Annotated in this window: 19 protein-coding genes; 10 read left to right on the top strand and 9 right to left on the bottom strand. The window is 34.7% G+C overall.

What is annotated here, in order from left to right:
• The first annotated feature begins 20 nt into the window (after positions 1 to 20).
• From kdsA to G6042_RS12890, 3 genes are read left to right on the top strand one after another with little or no spacing between them, the layout of a single operon-like run.
• A complete protein-coding gene (gene kdsA / locus G6042_RS12900) occupies positions 21 to 839 on the top strand; it encodes a 3-deoxy-8-phosphooctulonate synthase (RefSeq protein ID WP_169524857.1) in 819 nt (272 codons plus the stop codon).
• Between the two features lie 18 nt (positions 840 to 857).
• Positions 858 to 1700, top strand: a complete 843-nt coding sequence (locus tag G6042_RS12895; RefSeq protein ID WP_169524856.1) for a hypothetical protein — start codon at positions 858 to 860, stop codon at positions 1698 to 1700.
• A 54-nt stretch (positions 1701 to 1754) separates the two neighbouring features.
• Positions 1755 to 7841 (top strand): choice-of-anchor L domain-containing protein, encoded by a 6087-nt coding sequence (locus tag G6042_RS12890; protein ID WP_169524855.1) that lies wholly within the window; start codon positions 1755 to 1757, stop codon positions 7839 to 7841.
• A 119-nt stretch (positions 7842 to 7960) separates the two neighbouring features.
• Here G6042_RS12890 and G6042_RS12885 read toward each other — a convergent pair whose 3' ends face one another.
• The 4 genes from G6042_RS12885 to G6042_RS12870 form a co-directional block, all read right to left on the bottom strand.
• Positions 7961 to 9502: an acyl-CoA carboxylase subunit beta gene (locus G6042_RS12885; protein WP_169524854.1), complete on the bottom strand. Its 1542-nt coding sequence runs from the start codon at positions 9500 to 9502 to the stop codon at positions 7961 to 7963.
• 81 nt (positions 9503 to 9583) lie between these two features.
• Entirely contained in the window at positions 9584 to 11023 is a 1440-nt protein-coding gene (gene accC / locus G6042_RS12880; RefSeq protein ID WP_169525101.1) for an acetyl-CoA carboxylase biotin carboxylase subunit, read from the bottom strand.
• An 87-nt stretch (positions 11024 to 11110) separates the two neighbouring features.
• Positions 11111 to 11596, bottom strand: coding sequence for an acetyl-CoA carboxylase biotin carboxyl carrier protein subunit (locus tag G6042_RS12875; RefSeq protein ID WP_169524853.1), 486 nt, complete (start codon positions 11594 to 11596; stop codon positions 11111 to 11113).
• A gap of 96 nt (positions 11597 to 11692) precedes the next feature.
• Positions 11693 to 12052 carry a DUF1801 domain-containing protein gene (locus tag G6042_RS12870; RefSeq protein ID WP_169524852.1) on the bottom strand — a complete coding sequence of 120 codons (360 nt, stop codon included), beginning with the start codon at positions 12050 to 12052 and terminating at the stop codon, positions 11693 to 11695.
• A gap of 84 nt (positions 12053 to 12136) precedes the next feature.
• Here G6042_RS12870 and G6042_RS12865 point away from each other — a divergent pair, with 84 nt between their 5' ends.
• The 7 genes from G6042_RS12865 to creD are packed head-to-tail and all read left to right on the top strand — an operon-like array spanning position 12137 to position 16307.
• Positions 12137 to 12757 (top strand): hypothetical protein, encoded by a 621-nt coding sequence (locus tag G6042_RS12865; RefSeq protein ID WP_169524851.1) that lies wholly within the window; start codon positions 12137 to 12139, stop codon positions 12755 to 12757.
• A 2-nt stretch (positions 12758 to 12759) separates the two neighbouring features.
• Positions 12760 to 13146, top strand: a complete 387-nt coding sequence (locus G6042_RS12860) for a hypothetical protein (protein ID WP_169524850.1) — start codon at positions 12760 to 12762, stop codon at positions 13144 to 13146.
• Positions 13147 to 13152: 6 nt separating this feature from the next.
• A complete protein-coding gene (locus G6042_RS12855; RefSeq protein ID WP_133532891.1) occupies positions 13153 to 13449 on the top strand; it encodes a winged helix-turn-helix domain-containing protein in 297 nt (98 codons plus the stop codon).
• Between the two features lie 54 nt (positions 13450 to 13503).
• The gene (locus tag G6042_RS12850) at positions 13504 to 13959 is read left to right on the top strand and encodes a Coq4 family protein (protein ID WP_169524849.1); all 456 of its coding nucleotides are present in this window, start codon (positions 13504 to 13506) and stop codon (positions 13957 to 13959) included.
• A 1-nt stretch (position 13960) separates the two neighbouring features.
• Entirely contained in the window at positions 13961 to 14611 is a 651-nt protein-coding gene (locus tag G6042_RS12845) for a DUF1361 domain-containing protein (RefSeq protein WP_169524848.1), read from the top strand.
• Positions 14612 to 14618: 7 nt separating this feature from the next.
• Positions 14619 to 14930, top strand: a complete 312-nt coding sequence (locus G6042_RS12840; protein WP_169524847.1) for a hypothetical protein — start codon at positions 14619 to 14621, stop codon at positions 14928 to 14930.
• Between the two features lie 21 nt (positions 14931 to 14951).
• A complete protein-coding gene (gene creD, locus G6042_RS12835) occupies positions 14952 to 16307 on the top strand; it encodes a cell envelope integrity protein CreD (RefSeq protein ID WP_169524846.1) in 1356 nt (451 codons plus the stop codon).
• A gap of 155 nt (positions 16308 to 16462) precedes the next feature.
• Here creD and G6042_RS12830 read toward each other — a convergent pair whose 3' ends face one another.
• The 5 genes from G6042_RS12830 to menA all read right to left on the bottom strand — a co-directional run bounded on the left by G6042_RS12830 (position 16463) and on the right by menA (position 20904).
• On the bottom strand, positions 16463 to 17497 hold the full coding sequence (locus G6042_RS12830) for an o-succinylbenzoate synthase (protein ID WP_169525100.1): 1035 nt from the start codon (positions 17495 to 17497) through the stop codon (positions 16463 to 16465).
• A 9-nt stretch (positions 17498 to 17506) separates the two neighbouring features.
• Positions 17507 to 18703, bottom strand: coding sequence for a tetratricopeptide repeat protein (locus tag G6042_RS12825; protein ID WP_169524845.1), 1197 nt, complete (start codon positions 18701 to 18703; stop codon positions 17507 to 17509).
• Positions 18704 to 18779: 76 nt separating this feature from the next.
• Positions 18780 to 19457, bottom strand: a complete 678-nt coding sequence (locus tag G6042_RS12820) for a metal-dependent hydrolase (RefSeq protein ID WP_169524844.1) — start codon at positions 19455 to 19457, stop codon at positions 18780 to 18782.
• 10 nt (positions 19458 to 19467) lie between these two features.
• Complete coding sequence (locus tag G6042_RS12815) at positions 19468 to 19956, bottom strand: hypothetical protein (protein WP_169524843.1); 489 nt, start codon at positions 19954 to 19956, stop codon at positions 19468 to 19470.
• A 24-nt stretch (positions 19957 to 19980) separates the two neighbouring features.
• Positions 19981 to 20904: a 1,4-dihydroxy-2-naphthoate octaprenyltransferase gene (gene menA, locus G6042_RS12810; RefSeq protein ID WP_169524842.1), complete on the bottom strand. Its 924-nt coding sequence runs from the start codon at positions 20902 to 20904 to the stop codon at positions 19981 to 19983.
• Between the last annotated feature and the right edge of the window lie 58 nt (positions 20905 to 20962).

The following is a 20962-nucleotide window of genomic DNA, read 5'->3' as shown; positions in this document are numbered from 1 at the left end:
TTTTAAAAATCCTAATTATAATGAATATAAAAAGTATTCCGCAGATAAAAAATATCGAAAGCGGAAATTTCTTTGTTTTGGCTGGTCCATGTGCAATAGAAGGTGAAGAAATGGCTCTGAAAATTGCCGAAAAATTAGTTACAATTACCGACAAATTAGAAATCCCTTATGTCTTTAAAGGTTCGTTCAAAAAGGCAAACCGTTCACGAATAGATAGTTTCTCTGGAATTGGAGATGAAAAAGCATTGAAAATTCTTAGAAAAGTATCCGAAACTTTCAATATCCCAACCGTTACTGATATTCATACCAATGAAGATGCCGATAAAGCAGCTCAGTATGTAGATATTCTTCAAATTCCTGCCTTTTTAGTAAGACAAACCGACTTAGTTGTTGCTGCTGCTAATACAGGAAAAGTGGTTAATCTTAAAAAAGGACAATTCATGAGTCCAGAAAGCATGAAACATGCCGTTCAAAAAGTATTGGATTGCCAAAACGAAAACGTAATGGTTACCGATAGAGGAACAATGTTTGGCTACCAAGACATGATTGTTGATTTTAGAGGAATTCCAACTATGCAAAATTATGCCACAACTGTTTTAGACGTTACCCATTCGTTACAACAACCTAATCAAACGGCTGGAGTTACAGGCGGAAGACCAGATATGATCGAAACCATTGCAAAAGCCGGAATTGCTGTTGGCGTAGATGGTATTTTTATCGAAACCCATTTTGATCCAGCTAATGCTAAAAGCGATGGTGCAAATATGTTGCATTTGGATTATTTCGAAAATCTGATGACGCGACTTGTAGCCATTAGAAAAACAATTAATACATTTTAATTTTATAGATTTTTAATTTTGAAAAAAATAATTTTATCAGCCATAACGCTAGTCTGTTCTTATAATCAACATAGTTTTGCTCAAGATACAGCTTCTCCCGAAAAATACACTGCTCATAACAAAGGGAAATTTTATGTTTTTTGGGGTGGAAACAGAGAAAGTTTCTCAAAATCAGATATTCATTTTCAAGGCGAAGATTATGATTTTACATTGAATAATGTTGCCGCCAACGATAAACCAAAAGGATGGCATGTTGACTATGTAAATCCAGCAAGAATGACGATTCCTCAAACCAATTTAAGATTTGGATATTTTATAACTGACCACTATAATATTTCTATTGGTGTTGATCACATGAAATATGTCATGGCACAAAACCAAACCGTTGACTATAGCGGATATTATCCAAATTCAGGTAGTTATGGTGAAATATTACCTAACGACCAGTTACTTTTAACGGAAGATTTCCTTACCTTTGAACATACCGATGGATTAAATTACATCAATACTGAGTTTTCTCGCGTTGATGATATTTCGAATTGGTTCAAATTACCCAATACTGATAAATTTCAAATTAATATTACCGAAGGTATTGGAGCAGGAATTTTATATCCAAAAACCAATGCCAAATTATTAGGCAAAGAAAGACATGATGATTTTCATATTTCAGGCTACGGAGTTTCAGCAAAAGTAGGTTTGAATTTTACGTTCTTCAAGCATTTCTTTCTTCAAACCGAATTAAAAGGTGGATATATTGATATGCCAAATATTAGAACAACTAACAATACAGCTGATAAAGCTTCACAACATTTTTATTTTTTACAACGAATTATTGCCTTTGGCGGAATATTTAGAATATGACAAATTAAAGAATGAACCGATTAACCATCTATATACCAACTAAATTTAACTTTTATGAAAAAAATTACCATTATTTTATTGGCTATGTTTTTTTCTACTATAGGCTATTCACAGTTTACGCCTATAGTAGAAGGATTTGAGTTACCGCCAGGTCCTGATCCTGCGCCATCAACAAACTGGACATTAGACACAGGAAACTGGTTGGTTTTTGACAATGGAGTTGGAACCGCACTTCGCTGGGGATTTTCAACATCAACAGCGCCACCAACTCAAGTTTATCAAGGAACAACTTCGGCGTATATGAATCGCCAAACATCGTTTCCTGAAGGTCAAACCGTTGAAGATTATCTAGCTTCGCCATTAGTTAACATTCCTCAAAATGGTCAATTAAAATTTTGGACACGTGGATTTCTTGCTGGAAATCAGGGAACAATTTATCAAATAAAAATTGCTCCAGAAAATGCTCCAGATCCAACTAATCCAATTTACTATACTTTAGTACAACAATGGACGGATGCTGATTTGGTTACAACCATTAGTCAATTTCAAGAAAAAACAGTCGATTTATCTGACTATGCAAATCAAAACGTTCGAATTGCTTTTGTGATGCAACAAGCTCCTATTGCTTCGCCTTATGGTGATCGATGGTTTATAGATAATGTTTCTATTGTTGAACGTTGTTTTGATCCTACATTACTTCCTGTAAGCAATATCACATCGACTTCGGCACAATTAAATTGGAATTCGCCTCTAGGTTCAACAACTTGGGAAGTAGAAGTTATTCCTGCCAATGCCAATCCAACTGGTGTTGGTCAAATTTATACAGGTGGTTCGCCCTACAATATCACGACAACATTGCCTGCCGGCGTTCCGTTAACACCTTTGACAGAATATAAATATTACATTAGAGTAGTTTGTGCTAACAGTTCAAGTGCTTGGATGGAAGGAACTTTTACCACTTTACGAAGAGGTTTAAGTTGTGCTGATCCAATTCCTATTAACAGTTTGACTTATACTACAACAGACAACACAGCTAACTACGCTGATAACTATGATATTACACAACCGTTAGCTTGTGGTGGAACAGCAACAAATTACATGGTTGGAAACGATGTTTTCTATTCTTATACTGCAACAGAAACTGGAACAATCAACATTCGATTAACTCCAACAACTGCTGGCTCAGGAATTTTTGTTTACAATAATACTTGCCCTGGATTGAATATTCCTTGTGCTGGTGGTGTTGCAAATGCAAATACCAACGTTAGAAACCTAAACATTGCTGTAGTTGCTGGAAACACCTATACCATTGTAATTTCATCAAGTTCTGCCAATCAAACGGTTGGTTATACTATGGTCATTCAACAATCTTATTGTACTATGCCAGCAGCACCAACCGTAAGTGGAATTACTCAAACTTCTGCTAATTTCACTTGGGCACCAGGAACAGCATCTTCATGGGAAGTTTTGATACAAACTGCTGGACAACCTTTTCCTAACAATGTTTCAGGAACATTAACATCGATAAATACTAACTCACCTTCGCCAACAGTTTTAAATTCTAATACTGCTTACGAAGTTTATGTTAGAACCGATTGTGGAAATGGAACGTTTAGTGGATGGATTGGACCAGTTGCTTTTAGAACATTATGCGATCCTTTTACACCTAATTTTCAAGAAGGCTTTAACACTACTTCTACAACCGAACCTTGTTGGACAGTTATCAACGGAAATAACGATGGTAATTTATGGGATATGAATTTTGCCACAACTCCTTATGAAGGAAATCAGGTAGCATCTATCAACCCATCATCAGCTACAACTAATAACGATTGGTTAGTTTCTCCTCAAATTATTCTAAATGGAAACCAACGTTTAAAATACAGATACCGTGTTGGAGCAGCAACACCACTTGCTAATTTTAGAGTAATGTTGTCAACAGGTGGAATTACTCAAGCCGATTTTACGGAAACTCTTGTTGCTACAACAACCTATAATAACGTTACTTATCTTGAAAAAGTTGTAAATCTTTCGGCTTATTCTGGTACTGTTAATATTGCATGGCACGTACCCCAAGGTGTTGCTGGTGGAAATCGAGTTTTCATCGATAATGTAATTATAGAAGATATTCCAGCTTGTCCTGAACCAAGCGCTATAACTTTCAGTAATGTTACTCATAATACCGTTGACCTTCAATGGATAGTTGGTAGTGCTGAAACGCAATGGCAAGTAATCGCTTTACCTTGTAATGCTCCAGCTCCAACGGCAAGTTCTACAGGTTGGGTTACTGCAAATAGTAATCAGTTTACATTAGAAAACTTAAATCCAATTTATTGTTATAATGTATATGTAAGAGCCGTTTGCGACTCTGGAGTTAGTCAATGGTCATCTGACCCAACGATATTTACAACCTTAGTTGCTCCGCCTACATGTGGTGGAAACTATGTTGATTTTGGCGGACCAGCAGGAAATTATCTTGCAAATACCGATGAAACTTTTACCGTTTGTCCACCAGCTGGGCAACAAGCAACTATTACTTTTACTTCATTTGATGTAGAAACTAACAATGATGCTTTGTATATTTTTGACGGTAACTCAAATACTTCGCCACAAATACTAAGCTCAAATCCTCCAGGAAATGTTCCTGGCGGAGTTGCTGGCGGATTTTGGGGAACCGTACTTCCTGGTCCATATACATCATCTAGTGCTGATGGTTGTTTAACTTTCAGATTTAGAAGTAATGCTACAGTACAAAACTCGGGTTGGACTGCCAACATCGTTTGTACACCAATTCCAACGTGTCCAAGACCAACCAACGTAACAGTAACTAGCATAACAGAAACTAGTGCCGTTATAAACTGGGTTGAAGTTGGAACAGCTACCCAATGGGAAGTTTTAATTTTACCATTCGGTTCTCCACTTCCGGGTGCAAACGCAACTGGAACAATTGCCAATTCAACTCAATTTACAGCCAATCTAACTTCTGGAACTGCTTATACAGTATATATTCGTTCTATTTGTTCTGCAAATGATATCAGTCTTTGGAGCATTGGAAGAAATTTTGTTACTCTGATTACTAATGACGAATGTTCAACCGCTACCGTAATTACTGTTAATACCAATGCAAACTGTTCACAAGTTGCTTCGGGAACATTAACTGGCGCAACTGCTTCTCCACAAGCTAATGCTTGTCTTGGAAGTGACGACGACGATGTTTGGTATTCATTTGTGGCGCTTGCAACATCTCATTTAATTGATATAACCAATGTTACAGGAAGCACTCAAGATTTGGTACACGTGGTTTATCGAGGAACATGCAATGGTTTAATCCAAGTACTCTGTGAAGACAACAATAATAGTGTTCTTAACAATTTAGTAGTTGGAACAACTTATTTCATTCGAGTTTACTCAGCAACGTCAGCACCAAACCAAAATACAACTTTCACTATTTGTGTAGGTTCAATTCCTCCACCAATTGCAACATCAACTACACAATACACAACAAATCAATTAGTTGAAGATATTTTATTAAACTCTACTTGTGCAATCGTTAGTAACATAACCTCATCAACGGGAACTAACTTTGGTTCATCAAATGGAATTGGATATTTTACTAAAAACAATTCAACTTTCCCTTTTCAAGATGGAATAATCCTATCTACTGGTAGTGCAAATAATGCTCCTGGTCCAAATGATGATATTCTTGGCGACGGAACTTATGCTTGGACTGGAGATGCTGACTTAGAAGCAATTGTATTAGCCGCAACTGGAAATGCAATGGATAGCCAAAATGCGACTAAACTTGAATTTGATTTTATTCCAATTATCGACACAATCAAATTTGACTTTATTTTTGCATCCGAAGAATATGGAACTTTCCAATGTTCTTATTCTGATGCTTTTGCTTTCTTGCTAACCGATACTTCAACTGGTATAACAACAAACCTTGCTGTTTTGCCAAATACTAACATTCCAGTTTCGGTGGTAACTATTAGAAATCAACTATATAATAATGGTTGTAATTCACAAAACGCACAATATTTTAACACCTATTATGGTGATGATGGAACAAATATTTATGCCGCACCAATTAATTTTAACGGTGTAACTGTTCCTTTAACAGCATCCGCTACGGTTGTTCCTGGAACTCAATATCATATTAAAATGGTAATTGCAGATAGATTAGACACCAATTATGATTCTGCGGTTTTCCTTGAAGGTGGAAGTTTTGACATTGGAACGGTTAATCTTGGTAACGATTTATTAGAATCTACTAATAACGCGATTTGTTATGGTCAAACTAGAGTAATTGATACTGGTTTAAGTCCTGCGCAATTCTCGTTTACTTGGTATTTAGAAGATCAAATCATTCCTGATCAAACTGGACCAAGCATCACGATTACTGAACCTGGAACCTATACTGTATCTGTTTTATACAATAATTCAACTTGTACAGTTACTGATTCTATAGAAGTTGAATTCTACAATGATTTAGCTGCTGGAATTGCAAATGATTTAACCGTATGTGAAACAACGCCTGCATCTACATTTAATTTAACGCTAAACAATTCAGCTATTCTAAATGGATTAAGCAGTACAACTCATACTATTACTTATTATTTATCGCAAACGGATGCCGAAGACAATGTTAACCCAATTACAAATCTTACAGATTTTCCAAGTACTTCAAATCCACAAACGATTTATTATGAATTGAAAAATACTGGAGGTTGTTCGCTTATTGGTAATTTTGATTTAATCACAAACCCAATTACAGCGATTGAGTTTTCGTTACCAACACAAGTTTGTCAAGGTACAACAACATTGCCTACGCTTTCATCTACATCTAATAATGGAATTTCTGGAACCTGGACACCAGCAGTAATTGATTCTGCAACACTTGGAGCAACTGTATATACTTTTGTTGCCGATGCTTCTACTCCATTCTGTACTGAACCGTATGAAGTTACTATAGAGGTAATTCAAGAAATTACACCAACATTTAGTTTTGGACCAACATTGACGGCTTGTCAAAGTACAAATACATTTACATTGCCATCAACTTCAGATAATAACATCAGTGGAAATTGGCAACCAGCAGTTGTTAATTATGCAACCGTTGGAGAAACAACCTATACTTTTGTTCCAAATCCTGGTCAATGTGGTGTAAACGTTACTTATGTTGTAACGATAAGTCCAGCATTTACGCCTACATTCCCAGCAGTTGCTGCCATTTGTACAGGAGAAACGCTAAGCGATTTACCAACAACATCTAACGAAGGTGTAAACGGAACTTGGTCGCCAGCGTTAAACAATACGCAAACGACTACATACACTTTCACACCAAGTGGCAATACTGGTTTAAATGAGTGTTCATTAACAGCTCAATTAACCATCGTTGTAAACCAATTAACTCCAGCAACTTTCACCAATACTGAAATTTGTTCGGGTGCAATGCTTAATTTCCCAACGACTTCGATTGAAGGATTTACTGGAACATGGAATCCATCTACAATCAATACAACTGAAACAGGAAGTTATGTTTTCACGCCAAATAACGGTCAATGTGCTTCATCTGGAACTTGGACAGTAACCATTACACCAAGTTTTGATTTTGAAATCACAGGAAGTTGTGTTGGAAGCAATTTCACACTTCAAATCAGTCCGATTAATCAAAGTTTTGATATGACAACAGCTACATTTAGTTGGTCAAATAGTGAAATGCAAACCATTGGAACAAATGAATCTACTTTAAACGTAACACAATATGTAAACGGAACGCCAGAACAAGAAGCAGTTCCAATTACGTTCTATGCTACTGTAACCTCAGCCGATGGTTGTTCAAAAACACTACCGGTTTCTGTAGATAATATTATGTGTACTATTCAAAAAGGTATTTCAGCCAATAACGATGGATTGAATGACAACTTAGATTTATCTGGTTTTGACGTAAAAAAACTAACCATTTATAACCGTCATGGTTTAAAAGTGTATAGCAAATCGCAATACAAAGACGAATGGTATGGTCAATCAGATGGTGGAGATGATTTACCAGATGGAACGTATTACTACGTAATAGAGTTCAACGGAAACGCCGAATCTAAAACCGGTTGGGTATTTAAACTAGGCGAAAATAAATAAAGTAAACGTCCCGAGATTTCGGGACGTTTTTTTTATATCAAATTAATAAGTTTCATTCAAAACCTTAAATATCAGTAAAAAGAAAAACCCCGCTTTATTTCTAAAACGGGGTTTATTTTTTACAACGGGATGTTTCCGTGTTTTCTTTTGGGTGTATCAACTACTTTGTTTTCGAGTGAGCTAAAAGCTTTTAGCAACTTACGTCGTGTATCTCTTGGTAAGATAACCTCATCGATAAAGCCACGTTGCGCTGCGGTATAAGGATTGGCAAACAATTCAGCATATTCGGCTTCTTTTTCTAACAATTTTGCCGCTGGATCATTGGCTTCGCTAATTTCTTTTTTGAAGATAATTTCAGAAGCGCCTTTTGCACCCATAACCGCAATTTCTGCTGTTGGCCAAGCAAAATTCATATCGGCACCAATGTGTTTGGAATTCATTACATCATACGCACCGCCATAAGCTTTTCGAGTAATAACCGTAACTCTTGGTACAGTTGCTTCGCTAAACGCATACAGTAATTTAGCACCGTGAACGATAATTCCGTTCCATTCTTGATCGGTTCCGGGTAAAAATCCGGGAACGTCTTCCAAAACCAACAATGGAATATTAAAACAATCACAAAAACGTACAAAACGCGCGCCTTTGGTTGACGATTTTACATCCAAACAACCTGCCAAATATTTTGGATTATTGGCTACAATACCGATACTTCTTCCTCCTAACCTAGCAAATCCTACTACAATATTTTCGGCAAAATCTTTATGGATTTCAAAAAACGAATCTTCGTCAATAATGTTCGCAATGACATCGTGCATATCATACGGCTTATTCGGATTATCAGGAACAATGGTATCTAATTTTTCACGAATTTCTTCTTTTACTTCGTAAGGAATTTTTGGTGCTGTTTCACGATTATTCTGCGGAAGATAACTCAATAGTTTCTTAATGTCTTCCAAACATTCAATTCCGTTTGGCGACGTAATATGTGCCACACCAGATTTGGTCGAATGCGTACTCGCGCCACCTAATTCTTCGGAAGTTACTTCTTCATTGGTTACGGTTTTTACCACATTTGGACCTGTTACAAACATATAACTGTTGCCTTGAACCATCATTGTGAAATCTGTCATTGCCGGAGAATAAACTGCTCCACCAGCGCATGGTCCCATTATGGCAGAAATTTGTGGAATAACGCCACTTGCTTGTACATTTCTGTAAAAAATATCAGCATAACCGCCAAGTGAACGTACGCCTTCTTGAATTCTTGCACCACCAGAATCATTTAGTCCAATCATTGGCGCGCCATTTTTTAGTGCCATATCCATGACTTTGCATATTTTCTCGGCATGCGTTTCGGATAATGAACCACCAAAAACAGTAAAATCTTGTGCAAAAACATACACTAAACGTCCGTTGACCGTTCCGTAACCGGTTACTACTCCATCGCCATAAATGATTTCTTTTTCCATTCCGAAATCGGTCGTTCTGTGCGTTACCAACATTCCGATTTCTTCAAACGAACCTTCATCCAACAAGTATTCAACACGTTCGCGAGCCGTTAATTTCTTTTTGGCGTGATGTGCCGCAATTCGTTTTTCGCCTCCGCCTAATTTGGCCAAAGCCATTTTTTCGTTTAATATTTTGATTTTATCTTTCATATTTCGTTTTGTTTCAAGTTTAAGGTTTCAAGTTAAAAGTTAGGTTTTTGTCTTACTATTTAATTCTGAAATCTTAATACTTTAGTTTGGTAATCTCAATATTTTTTTATCCGAAACATATTGTTTTAAAGCAAGTAAAGCTGCTATTTCAGCTTCGGTATCGAGTTTTGATTTAAGTTTTTCAGCATCATAATAGGCTTTTACAAATCCGGTGTCAAAATCACCTGAACGAAACGCTTCGTGTTCCATTACGAATTTTCCAAACGGCAGTGTTGTGGTTACACCTTCCACCAAATAATTATCGATAGCTTTTATCATTAATTCGATAGATTCTTCGCGGGTTTTTCCATAAGTAACCAATTTAGACAACATTGGATCATAATAAATTGGAACGTCCATTCCTTCTTCAATTCCGTTATCTACCCGAATTCCTTCGCCTTCCGGTAATCGGTATTTGCTTAAAAACCCAACATTTGGCAAGAAATCATTCATCGGATCTTCGGCATACACACGAAGTTCCATCGCATGACCTTGAATTTTTAAATCTTCTTGTTTGATAGCTAAAGCTTCGCCTCGCGCCACACGAATTTGCAATTCGACCAAATCCAAACCGGAAATCATTTCCGTCACCGGATGTTCTACCTGCAAACGCGTATTCATTTCTAAAAAGTAGAAATTCAAATCTCCATCCATTAAAAATTCAACCGTTCCAGCACCAAGATAATCACAAGCTTTCGCAACTTTTACAGCGGCTTCGCCCATTTCTTTGCGTTTTTCGGGCGTTAAAATCGCCGATGGTGCTTCTTCAACCACTTTTTGATGGCGACGTTGAATGCTACATTCTCTTTCAAAAACATACAAAACATTGCCGTGACTGTCTGCCATTACTTGAATTTCGATATGACGTGGCTTGGTTACATATTTTTCAATAAAAACCGAACCGTCGCCAAAAGCATTCGTCGCTTCAGAAATTGCTCTGTCCATTTGGGAAATGAAATCTTCTTCTTTTTCTACAACACGCATTCCTTTTCCGCCACCACCAGCAGACGCTTTTATCAAAATAGGAAATCCAATTTCGCTAGCAATTTTCTTAGCGGCAGCGATATCGGTAATGGCATCTTCTGTTCCGGGAACCATTGGAATACCATATTCTTTTACGGCATCTTTGGCAGCGAGTTTGCTTCCCATCATTTCGATAGCTTTGGATTTTGGTCCGATGAAAATGATGTTATTTTTTTCGCATTCTTCAGCAAAAGCAGCATTTTCGCTTAAAAATCCATATCCAGGATGAACGGCATCGACATTGAGTTCTTTGCAGACTTCGATGATTTTGTCACCACGCAAATAAGACTGACTTGATGCGGCTTCACCAATACAAACGGCTTCATCGGCATATTTTACGTGAAGTGCATTTCTATCGGCTGTAGAAAAAACCGCTACCGTTTTAATGCCCATTTTTTTGGCGGTTTTCATTACTCTAATGGCAATTTCGCCACGATTTGCTACCAGTATTTTTTTAATTTCTTTCATATTTTTCTTTTTACCGCAAATTCGCAAATTACTCTTAAAATCAATCTGTTTAGATATTTTACAAATTATCGCAATATGTTATTCAAATTCAATTAATAATTGACCTTTATCTACAGCGTTGCCTTTTTCAACCGAAATGGATTTAATAACACCATCACGTGGCGATACAAAAGCATTTTCCATTTTCATGGCTTCTAGGATTAATAATAAATCATTTTCTTTAACGCTTTGTCCAACTTCTACATTGATTTCGAGAATTAATCCTGGCATTGGTGCTTTGATGGCGTTGACTACTTTGGTTTTTCCCCGTTCAATTCCCATACTTTTAATCAACAAATCCAAGTCGTTTTCAATAGCAACTTCATAGGTGTTGTTGTTTACTTTAACGGTATATTTTTTGGCTAAAAAATCCGTAGAGACAATTTCCGCTTTGTAAGGAATGTGATTTTTTAGTACGTGGAATGTATTTTCGCCAGTAGAAACGGCATCGAGGTTTTGAAGACTGCTTTCGGTTGCATCAAAAGTTGCGCTGTTATTTACCGAAAGTTTATACGAATTACTCATACTATTTTATTTTTGAGCACTAAAATAGCAAAAGAAAACGTTTTCGTAGAAGGTATTTTAAATAAAGTTGGAAATTTAATATAGGTTTTATAAAGATTATCTTTTTTCAAGCCATTGCTTTGCTTCTTTCAGTAAATCAATTAAAACATCGTTGTCAATTTCTTCCAATGTTTTGTATCGAAGTGATTTCACTCTACTTCGACCGCCGTCGGCAATGAGCAGATTTTGATGTGACTGTAACTGAAATCCATCCATAAAAGCAACATCTACAAATTGTTTTTTGTGACTGGCGTTTAAATAGCAAAACGGTTTTTTACCTATATAGAAAAAAGGGATTTTCCATTTGTACTCCAATGTTGCTTCGGGAACAACTTGCTCTATAACGGCAACGACATGCAATAAAATGTCTCGATAATTTTCTGGTTGGTTCAGTATATAAAGGTCTTGTGGCTTCACGATGATTTTTTATCAAAAATAATCGAAAAAATATTTGGTCACAGAAAAAATTATTATTTACTTTGTTTTTCAAAGTACTTTAAAATGGAAAACGAAAAATATCTTAAAGACATTCAGGACATCAAACAAATGATGACACAATCGTCCCGATTTATTTCACTAAGTGGTTTATCAGGAATACTTGCCGGAACTTATTCGTTGATTGGCGCTTGGTTAGCCTACAGAACAATTTACTTTGACAACTCAACTATGGGTTCATACCGAAATTTGGTTATTTCCTATGATGCTGTAGTGCGATTATTTATAATTGCAGCAACAGTAATCTTATTGTCTGTTATTACCGGAATAGTACTTAGTTTCAGAAAAGCAAAAAAAGCAAATGAAAGTTTGTGGAACCCAACATCAAAACGATTGTTAATCAACTTTTTAATTCCGTTACTAACCGGAGGATTTTTCATCTTGTTCTTAATAGAAAAAGAAATTTTAAGTCTCGTTGCTCCGTTAATGCTGATTTTTTATGGAATGGCTTGTCTCAATGCTAGTAAATATACTATTGGTGATGTTCGCTATTTAGGTATTACTTTAATTATTTTAGGATTATTATCAACCTGGTTTTTAGGATACGGATTGTTATTTTGGGCTTTAGGTTTTGGAGTTTGTCATATTGTTTATGGAGCGTTGATGTATTTTAAATATGATAGATAGTTATGCTAATTCTATTTTTAATAACTCAATTTCTTTTTATTTTTTACTTAAATAGATTAAGACTAAAAGGAAATTCTAAATTATCAATAAATAAAATAGCTTTGTTTTCTAGTTTATTAACATACATAATAACAGTAGCTTCTACTTCATATTTAAATTTAAAATATCAATCAGAACTAGATGCTTTCGATTTAAACAAAGACGGTTTATTTAGTGGTAATGAGATTAATGAAGAACAACAAAAAGCTATGCGAAAAGTGATTTCTGATACTGGAAGAAATTTTGCTCCATTTACAGGAATACTTATTTCAATGATTTATTATATCATACTTTTGCTAACTCTATCGTTAATTAATAAGATGAGTAAAAATTACTCTATCAATAATTAAACATAAATGAAAAACATCATCCAAAATATCAATAAAGCTTTTGATCATCGCATTCGCCTTGGCATTATGTCGGTATTGATGGTAAATGAAAGTGCCGATTTCAATATGCTGAAAGAATTACTTGGCGTAACCGACGGAAATCTTGCCAGTCATACTAAAGCATTGGAAACCGAAAATTATATTATGATTGAAAAGCAATTTATCGGCAAAAAACCGAATACACGTTACATCGCCACAAACGAAGGTAAAAAAGCATTCAAAGAACATATTGAAGCGCTTGAAAAATTATTATCCAAAAACTAACGCTATTTTTTTATCTATTAACTTTGAAATTCAAAGTACTTTTAAATATTACTTATGAGAGATTTAATCATCGAAAAAATGTATGAATGGAGTAAAAAACCCTATCAAAAGTTCTTCAAAAAGAACGAACCCTGGAATATTACGCCAAAAGATTTGATTTTGCTGCCCAACGACAGTTTAGGCTTTCACATGGGTTGTTTTTTGCTGAAATACAACTTTGAAATGCAACCCAAATTGGAAGCTCACGATGTCATTCATGTGTTGACCAACACTGGAGTTTCGGTGATTGAAGAAATTGGGATGCAATATTATCTGTTAGGCAACGGCAAAAAAAGCGCCTATTTGTTTATGGTGATTTTCGCTGGAACGCTTTTCTACCCTAACCGACTGAAAACGTTTTACAAATATTACAAACGCGGTCAAAATGCGCATCAGTTTTACCATTTTCCTTTTCATAAAATGCTTTACAAATCACTGAGAGAAATTCAATTCACTTTTAATATTCGATAACATGAACTTTGCCTTAAAACTGTATCATCAAGACAAAAAAGTAAATCAAACGCTTTTTTTGTACATGATTTATTGTCTCACGCTACTTTTGGTTAGAGCCAAAATCACGCAATCTGTCTATTTGTTTTTCCTGATTTGGAACTTGTTTCTTGCTTTCGTTCCTTATATAATCAGTTCTTACTTTCAATCATTGGACACAAAAAACAATCCTAAATTTAAACTTTACACTCTATTGACAATTTGGCTTTTGTTTATCCCAAATTCGTTTTACATCATTACCGATTTGGTGCATTTGGACAATTCGGACGGATTTATTTTTTGGTTGGATTTAATCATCATCAGTTCGTATGCTTTGATTGGTTTTGGATTGGGATTGTTATCGCTTTCACATTTTGAAAAAACACTCCAAACGATTATTTCAAAGAAATACGCAACAATAACTCTGTTTTGTATTTCGTCTTTATGCGGTTTCGGAATTTATGTTGGACGAATTCTTCGCTACAACAGTTGGGATATCATCAGTAATCCGTTCGATTTAATTGTTGACCTTTTTATTGCGGCAACTTCCAAAACATCTTTGTTCTTCTCCGTTCAATTTGGAATTTTCATCTATTTCGCCTTTTTGATTAAAAAAAATATCACTTCTAAATAATTTATTCATGGAAACATTTTCACTCGAAAATCAAAAGTCTGCCGGATTTTCAACCTATTTAGCAATTGGTTCTTTTGGCATTGGAACGATTATTTTGATACTTCATTTTCTTTTTCCTCATAAAGACGGCATTCTAATCTTGGGCTTTTTCTACACGCTTTTTGCCATTCTTATCAACGGAATTACTTTTCTGAATTTACTCTTTCAGTTTTTCATCAAACCCACAGAACGTGAAGATTTAGCCATCAAAATGCTAATTATGTTAGCTAACATTCCAATCACACTATTGTACATCTACATCGTATTTCACAAATTTTAATCAATTATAAAACTCAACATCATGGAAAATCAAGAAATTCAAAACCAAGAACCAAAATCGTTCTTTCAATCAACAACTGCCAAAATGATTATGGTAGGTTTTTTAACCTTAGTCTTACTCATTCCGCTATTTTTTGTTCAGGATTTAATATCTGAACGTTCGCAACGCAAAAACGAAGTCACGAGAGAAGTTTCCAATCTTTGGGGAAGCGATATTCTGTTTTATGGTCCGATTTTAAAAATTCCTTATACTTCGTATGACAATTATAACGTTACCGATACTAAAACCGGCGTAACAACCATTCAGAAAAAAACAACAATTAATTATGCTTACTTTTTTCCAAATGAGTTGACCAATTCATCCAAAGTAATGAAGAATGAATCGTTGAAACGAGGTATTTTTAATCCAATTGTTTTTACGGCAAATATGAATTTTAAAGGAAATTTCACTTCGCCCAATTTTTCTAAATTGAATATTGCTCCCGAAAATATTCAATGGGATAAAGCTTCGATTATTGTAAAAACAACCAATTTAAAAAGCATTAAAAGCGAATTGAAAGTACAAGTAAACAACGAAAAACTGTCTTTTGAACCTCAAAACAACGACAAAACCGACTATAGTTTGCTTTCAACATCGGTTTTTGATTATAAAAATTTGGCAACCAATGACAAAATCAACTTCAATTTCAACATTGTTTACAACGGAAGCAACAGTTTGAAATTTGTCCCAATTGGAAAAGTAACGAATGTTTCCATTGATTCAGATTGGCAATCACCAAGTTTTGAAGGAACTTTTGCTTCAAATGATACTACAAAAAGCATTTCTGCGAAAGGTTTTCACGCCGATTGGAAAGTTTTAGACATCAACCGAACGTTTTCGCAGCAATACAGCAACGTTTTACCTGATTTGGATGATTATCTCTTTGGCGTAAAATTAATCGAAACAGTGGACGAATATCAGCAAAATGAGCGCGTTTCCAAATATGGTTTCCTTGTGATTGGTTTAACGTTCTTGATTTTCTTCCTAATTCAGTCGATTAGCAAAATCAATATCCACATTTTTCAGTATTCCATGATTGGAATTGCGTTGATTATGTTTTACACGCTTTTGATTTCAATTACAGAACACAGTAGTTTTAGTTTGGCGTATGGCATTTCGGGAATTGCAGTTGTGGCTTTAATTACTCTGTATTCGGTTTCTATTCTTAAAAACAAAAAATTTCCAATGTTTATTGCCACATCGCTTTCGGTTTTATATGCTTTTATCTTTGTGATTATCCAAATGGAAGATTACGCTTTACTTGCCGGAAGCATTGGTTTGTTCTTTATTTTGGCAGCTGTGATGTATTTTTCTAGAAAAATCGATTGGAGTAAATAGTTGTTGCACAAAGTTTCGCAGAGTTCTCACAGAGTTACACAAAATATTCTGTGAGACTTTTTGTTTTAAAACATATAAGGCATTTAAGAAAAATAAGCTTAATTCCTTTGTGAAACTTCGTGAAAACACTTTGTGAAACTTTGTGCTACAAAAAATCACAAATCAACTTTCCAATCCAATTCTGGTTTATACCAAAGTTGTCCTTTTTCAACCACAAGCGGACAATCAAAATTATTGGTGTACAAACTTCCGGTTCCTAAACCTTGCGGCATTTTTGTATTCAGTGTAAAAGTAAATTGTGCAATCGCATTCAAACCAATGTTGCTTTCCAAAGCCGAAGTAATCCACCAACCAATATTGTATTTTTCTGCCAACGAAATCCATTCTAAAGTTCCTCGAAATCCACCAATAAAACTTGGCTTTAAAATGATGTATTGTGGCATGATTTTTTGTAACAAATTTTCTTTTTCTGATGATGAAAACACGCCAATCAGTTCTTCGTCTAAAGCTATAGGTAAATTCGTATTTTTACACAAGACTGACATAGTGTCAGTATGATTTTTTTGTATCGGTTGCTCTATACTATGTAATTTAAAACCAGTCAATTGATTTATTTTATTTAAAGCTTCATTTTCATTAAAAGCTCCGTTAGCATCAACCCGAATTTCAATCGTGTTTTCATCAAAATTTTGACGAATAAAGCGTAATAACTCCAATTCTTTGTCAAATTCTATCGCTCCGATTTTCATTTTTATACAACCAAAACCTTGCGCAATCTTCTCCTCTATTTGCCGCTTCATGAACGCTTCATTTCCCATCCAAACCAACCCATTTATGACAATCGATTTTTCACCAGAAACAAATTCGGAAGGAAATAATTCAAAGGGATCTTTACTTCGTAAAGACAAAAAAGCCATCTCCATTCCAAACTGAATGGACGGAAATTCAATTAATTCTTGCCATAATTTTTCCTCGCCAAAATGAATGTTTTCGCATGTCCATTGCAGTTTTTCTTCATAATCAACTCTATCATCAGCCGAAAGTCCTCGAAGAATTCCACATTCACCTATTCCTTTTTTGCCGTTTTCTTCTAAAATAATGAACCAAGTTTCTTTTTCCGTCATAACACCTCGCGACGTTCCTGAAGCTTGCTTAAATTGAAGGATATGCTTTTTATACGTTGCTTTCAACATGGTTTTTTATTCTAAAATTCGTAAAATCTTCTTGAAATCATCTGTTGGTAAACCGTTTTTCTTGAAGTTTTCAAAATCTTCTTTAGTTGCTTCTACCCAGCTTTTACTGGAGCTCACATTATTTGAACGGTATTTTTTATGAATATCTTTCGCATCGCTTACGCGATCAGAAAACAAGTAAACGTGCGCCAAACGCAATTGATGTTCGATATTTGTAGCATTCATTGAAATCGCTTTCTTAATTGCCACTTCCGCTTTTATGTATTGCTTTGTCATCAAATAAAAATCGCCTTGTAAACCATAATCCAAATCGGTTGCTCTACCTTTTTGAATGATTTCGTTTTCAATCAACGACATTCCTTTTTCGTATTCTTTAGCTGATAAAAATCGTTTTGCCTCAGCCCGAATTCCATCCAAATAACTTTTCATTAAACCTGATTTTTTCAAGCTTTCCTCCATCACATCATTAAATGCTTTTGCTTTTTCGGCTGGAATTATTCCTTTATAATCATTAAAATTATATTTTGAAGTAAAAGTTTCGATAAAATATCCTAATAATTTATCTTTCTGATTTATAGATTTAAAAATTTCATTGTTTTCAACTTCAGAAAGTAATTCTTTTTTCGCTGCATTTGTCCAACCATTTTTGAATTTATAATCCACCCAAGGCACAACTTCAAAAACTATTTTTTGCTTCATAATCCAATTATCGCTTTCAAAAACAAACCATAGATTTTGATTACCGTTTAAACATTTCGATTTCTCCGAAAGCAGTTTAACTTCTTTGTTTATCGGTTCGTCTTGGACAACACAAGCATTTTTTAAAACACTTGACTTCTCGTATTCCAAAGCGTCTTTTTCATTGGTAAAAACAACATATTTACATTTGTCGTCACCAGAAATTGTAGAAGCCAAAAAAACTGCTCCAGCTGAACCTTGACTAATCCCTGTTGGATCAGGAATTGCTTTTAACACCGAAACCAAACTCGACGAAATCTTTTGATTATCATCTAAAATCGAAATTCGATACACGACTTCGGTTGTTCCAAGCGGAAAATCGGCAGTTTTGATCATTTTCTTTTTTCCAGCACCAAGCATAATCGTTTCGTTTGTGGTTCGAATATTATCCCAATATCCATCTTTGGATTGCGCTAAAACCAAAGAAGAAAACAACACAAGTAATACATTCAATTTTGTATTCATAACTTATTTTTATTTTACCTAAAACAATAAGAGTGCCAAAAATTTGACACTCTTTATTTTTTATTATTTATTTGATTTACAAATCAATACTTTGTCCTATCTCAAGTAACATTAAATCCTTTCCGGCATCGAAAAATTTCTTTTTCGCCTCATCGTGATCAACCATTATAAACCCAAAAGTATCAAAATGACAACCCAAAATCTTATCGCATTCTACGAAATCAGAAGCCATAATCGCATCTTCAACATCCATTGTAAAGCAATTTCCGATTGGAAAAACAGCCAAATCTAACTTGGTTCGCATTGGAATCAACTTCATATCCATCGTTAACGCTGTATCGCCAGAAACGTAAATATTTTTATGTTCGCCTTCAATTACAAAACCACCAGGATTTCCACCATACGTTCCGTCAGGAAAAGCACTAGAATGAACCGCGGCAACATATTTCACTTTTCCGAAATCAAAATTCCAGCTTCCACCCAAATTCATCGGATGATATTGAAAACCTTTGTTTCCGTAATACGTAGCGATTTCCCAATTAGAAACAATCACCGAATTGTTGTTTTTTGCAATTGCTTCAACATCTAAAATATGATCAAAATGCGCGTGAGTTATCAGAATATAATCTGCTTTTAACGAATTTATATCGATGTGCGCCGCTTTTTCATTGCCCGAAATAAACGGATCGACGATGATGTTTTTTCCGCTTACTTCAATTCCGATGCAAGCATGACCGTAAAATGTAATTTTCATAACTTATTTTTTATTTTTCTATTTCAAATACTTCTTTAAAAATATTTTCAAGCTTTCTTTTTTTTAGCCACATATAAAAACAGCTAAAAAACACAAAGCAAATCATTATTGAGTTTGCAATCACAAAATCTTTATAACTAGCCGATTTCACCTGAAAATAAAAAACTAAATTAAACAACGGAAACATAGCTAAAGGCATTATTCTAAACCAATAATAAATAAATCCCAAGTGTTTAATTTCATAACTCACTTCTGTTTGATTATTACCTTTCAACTTGTAATCACCACTAATTCTATATGTATTTGGAAAATATTCAAAAGTTTCAGTAATTTCAAACTTATTCTTTCCATACATTCCGAAGAACATTTTATCAGTTTTTGTAAATATGAAAAACACAATATTCAATGAATATCTTTTTGTATGCAAAGTTCCACGCTCTACATTTACCTTCAAAAACTCATTAAACTTCTCATTATCAACTTCAAAAGTACTTTTCAATCTTTTATGTTTTAAATAAAATTTTTAAACATAATTCACAACAACATCTGATATAAAAAATATCAAACACAAAGCTAAAAGCACTGCCAATAAAAATGTACTTATCGCTAATTTCTTCAATTCTGGATCTAAAAGTCGTGGCGTTTTGTTTCTATAAACCGTCATCAAATGACTAATCATTGGAAAATAAGCCACAACAAAAAAGTATTGATCAAAATGAAACTCATTCAAAAAAGCAAAAATCAGCACCAAAACCATCGCCGAAATCACCAAAAAGAAGTGATATTTCTTTGCCCAAGCTCCGCCGTTTTTTACTACAATCGTGTTTTTTCCAGCTTTTCTATCGCTTTCTTCGTCGCGCATGTTGTTTAAATTCAAAACTCCAACACTTAAAAAACCGATTGAAGTAGCTGGCAATAACAATAACCAATCCAATGATTTAGAAAACATAAAATATACTCCAAACGTGCTTACCATTCCAAAAAAGATAAACACAAAAACATCACCATAACCACGATAACCATAAGCACCTTTTCCAACGGTATATCGAATAGCTGAAGCAATTGCCAAAATTCCCAACACAAGAAAGATTAAAGAAAATAACAAGTATTTCTCTTTGAAAGCAAAATAAATCAACAGAACAGCAAATAATAGCGTAATTAAAGAAGTAATTATAATTGCTCGTTTCATTTCTGCAGGCGAAATCACACCGCTTTGTACTGCTCGTTTTGGCCCAACTCTATCGTTGTTGTCCGTTCCTTTTACACCATCGCCATAATCATTGGCAAAATTGGACAGAATTTGCAATCCTAACGTGGTTAATAGCGCAAAAATCACAATATTCCAATTGAACATTCCTTGTGACATCGCATAAAAACTTCCCACAATAATACCCGACACTGATAACGGTAATGTTCTCACTCGTGCAGCTTCAACCCAATGTTTCATTTTATTATATATTAAATTTTAGATATTAGATTTTAAATATTTGATATTTGAAATCTAA

The organism is Flavobacterium solisilvae, from assembly GCF_012911605.1.
Lineage (GTDB): Bacteria > Bacteroidota > Bacteroidia > Flavobacteriales > Flavobacteriaceae > Flavobacterium > Flavobacterium solisilvae.
The sequence above is the reverse complement of the archived record's forward strand: the minus strand, read 5'-3'. Positions and strand labels throughout refer to the sequence as shown.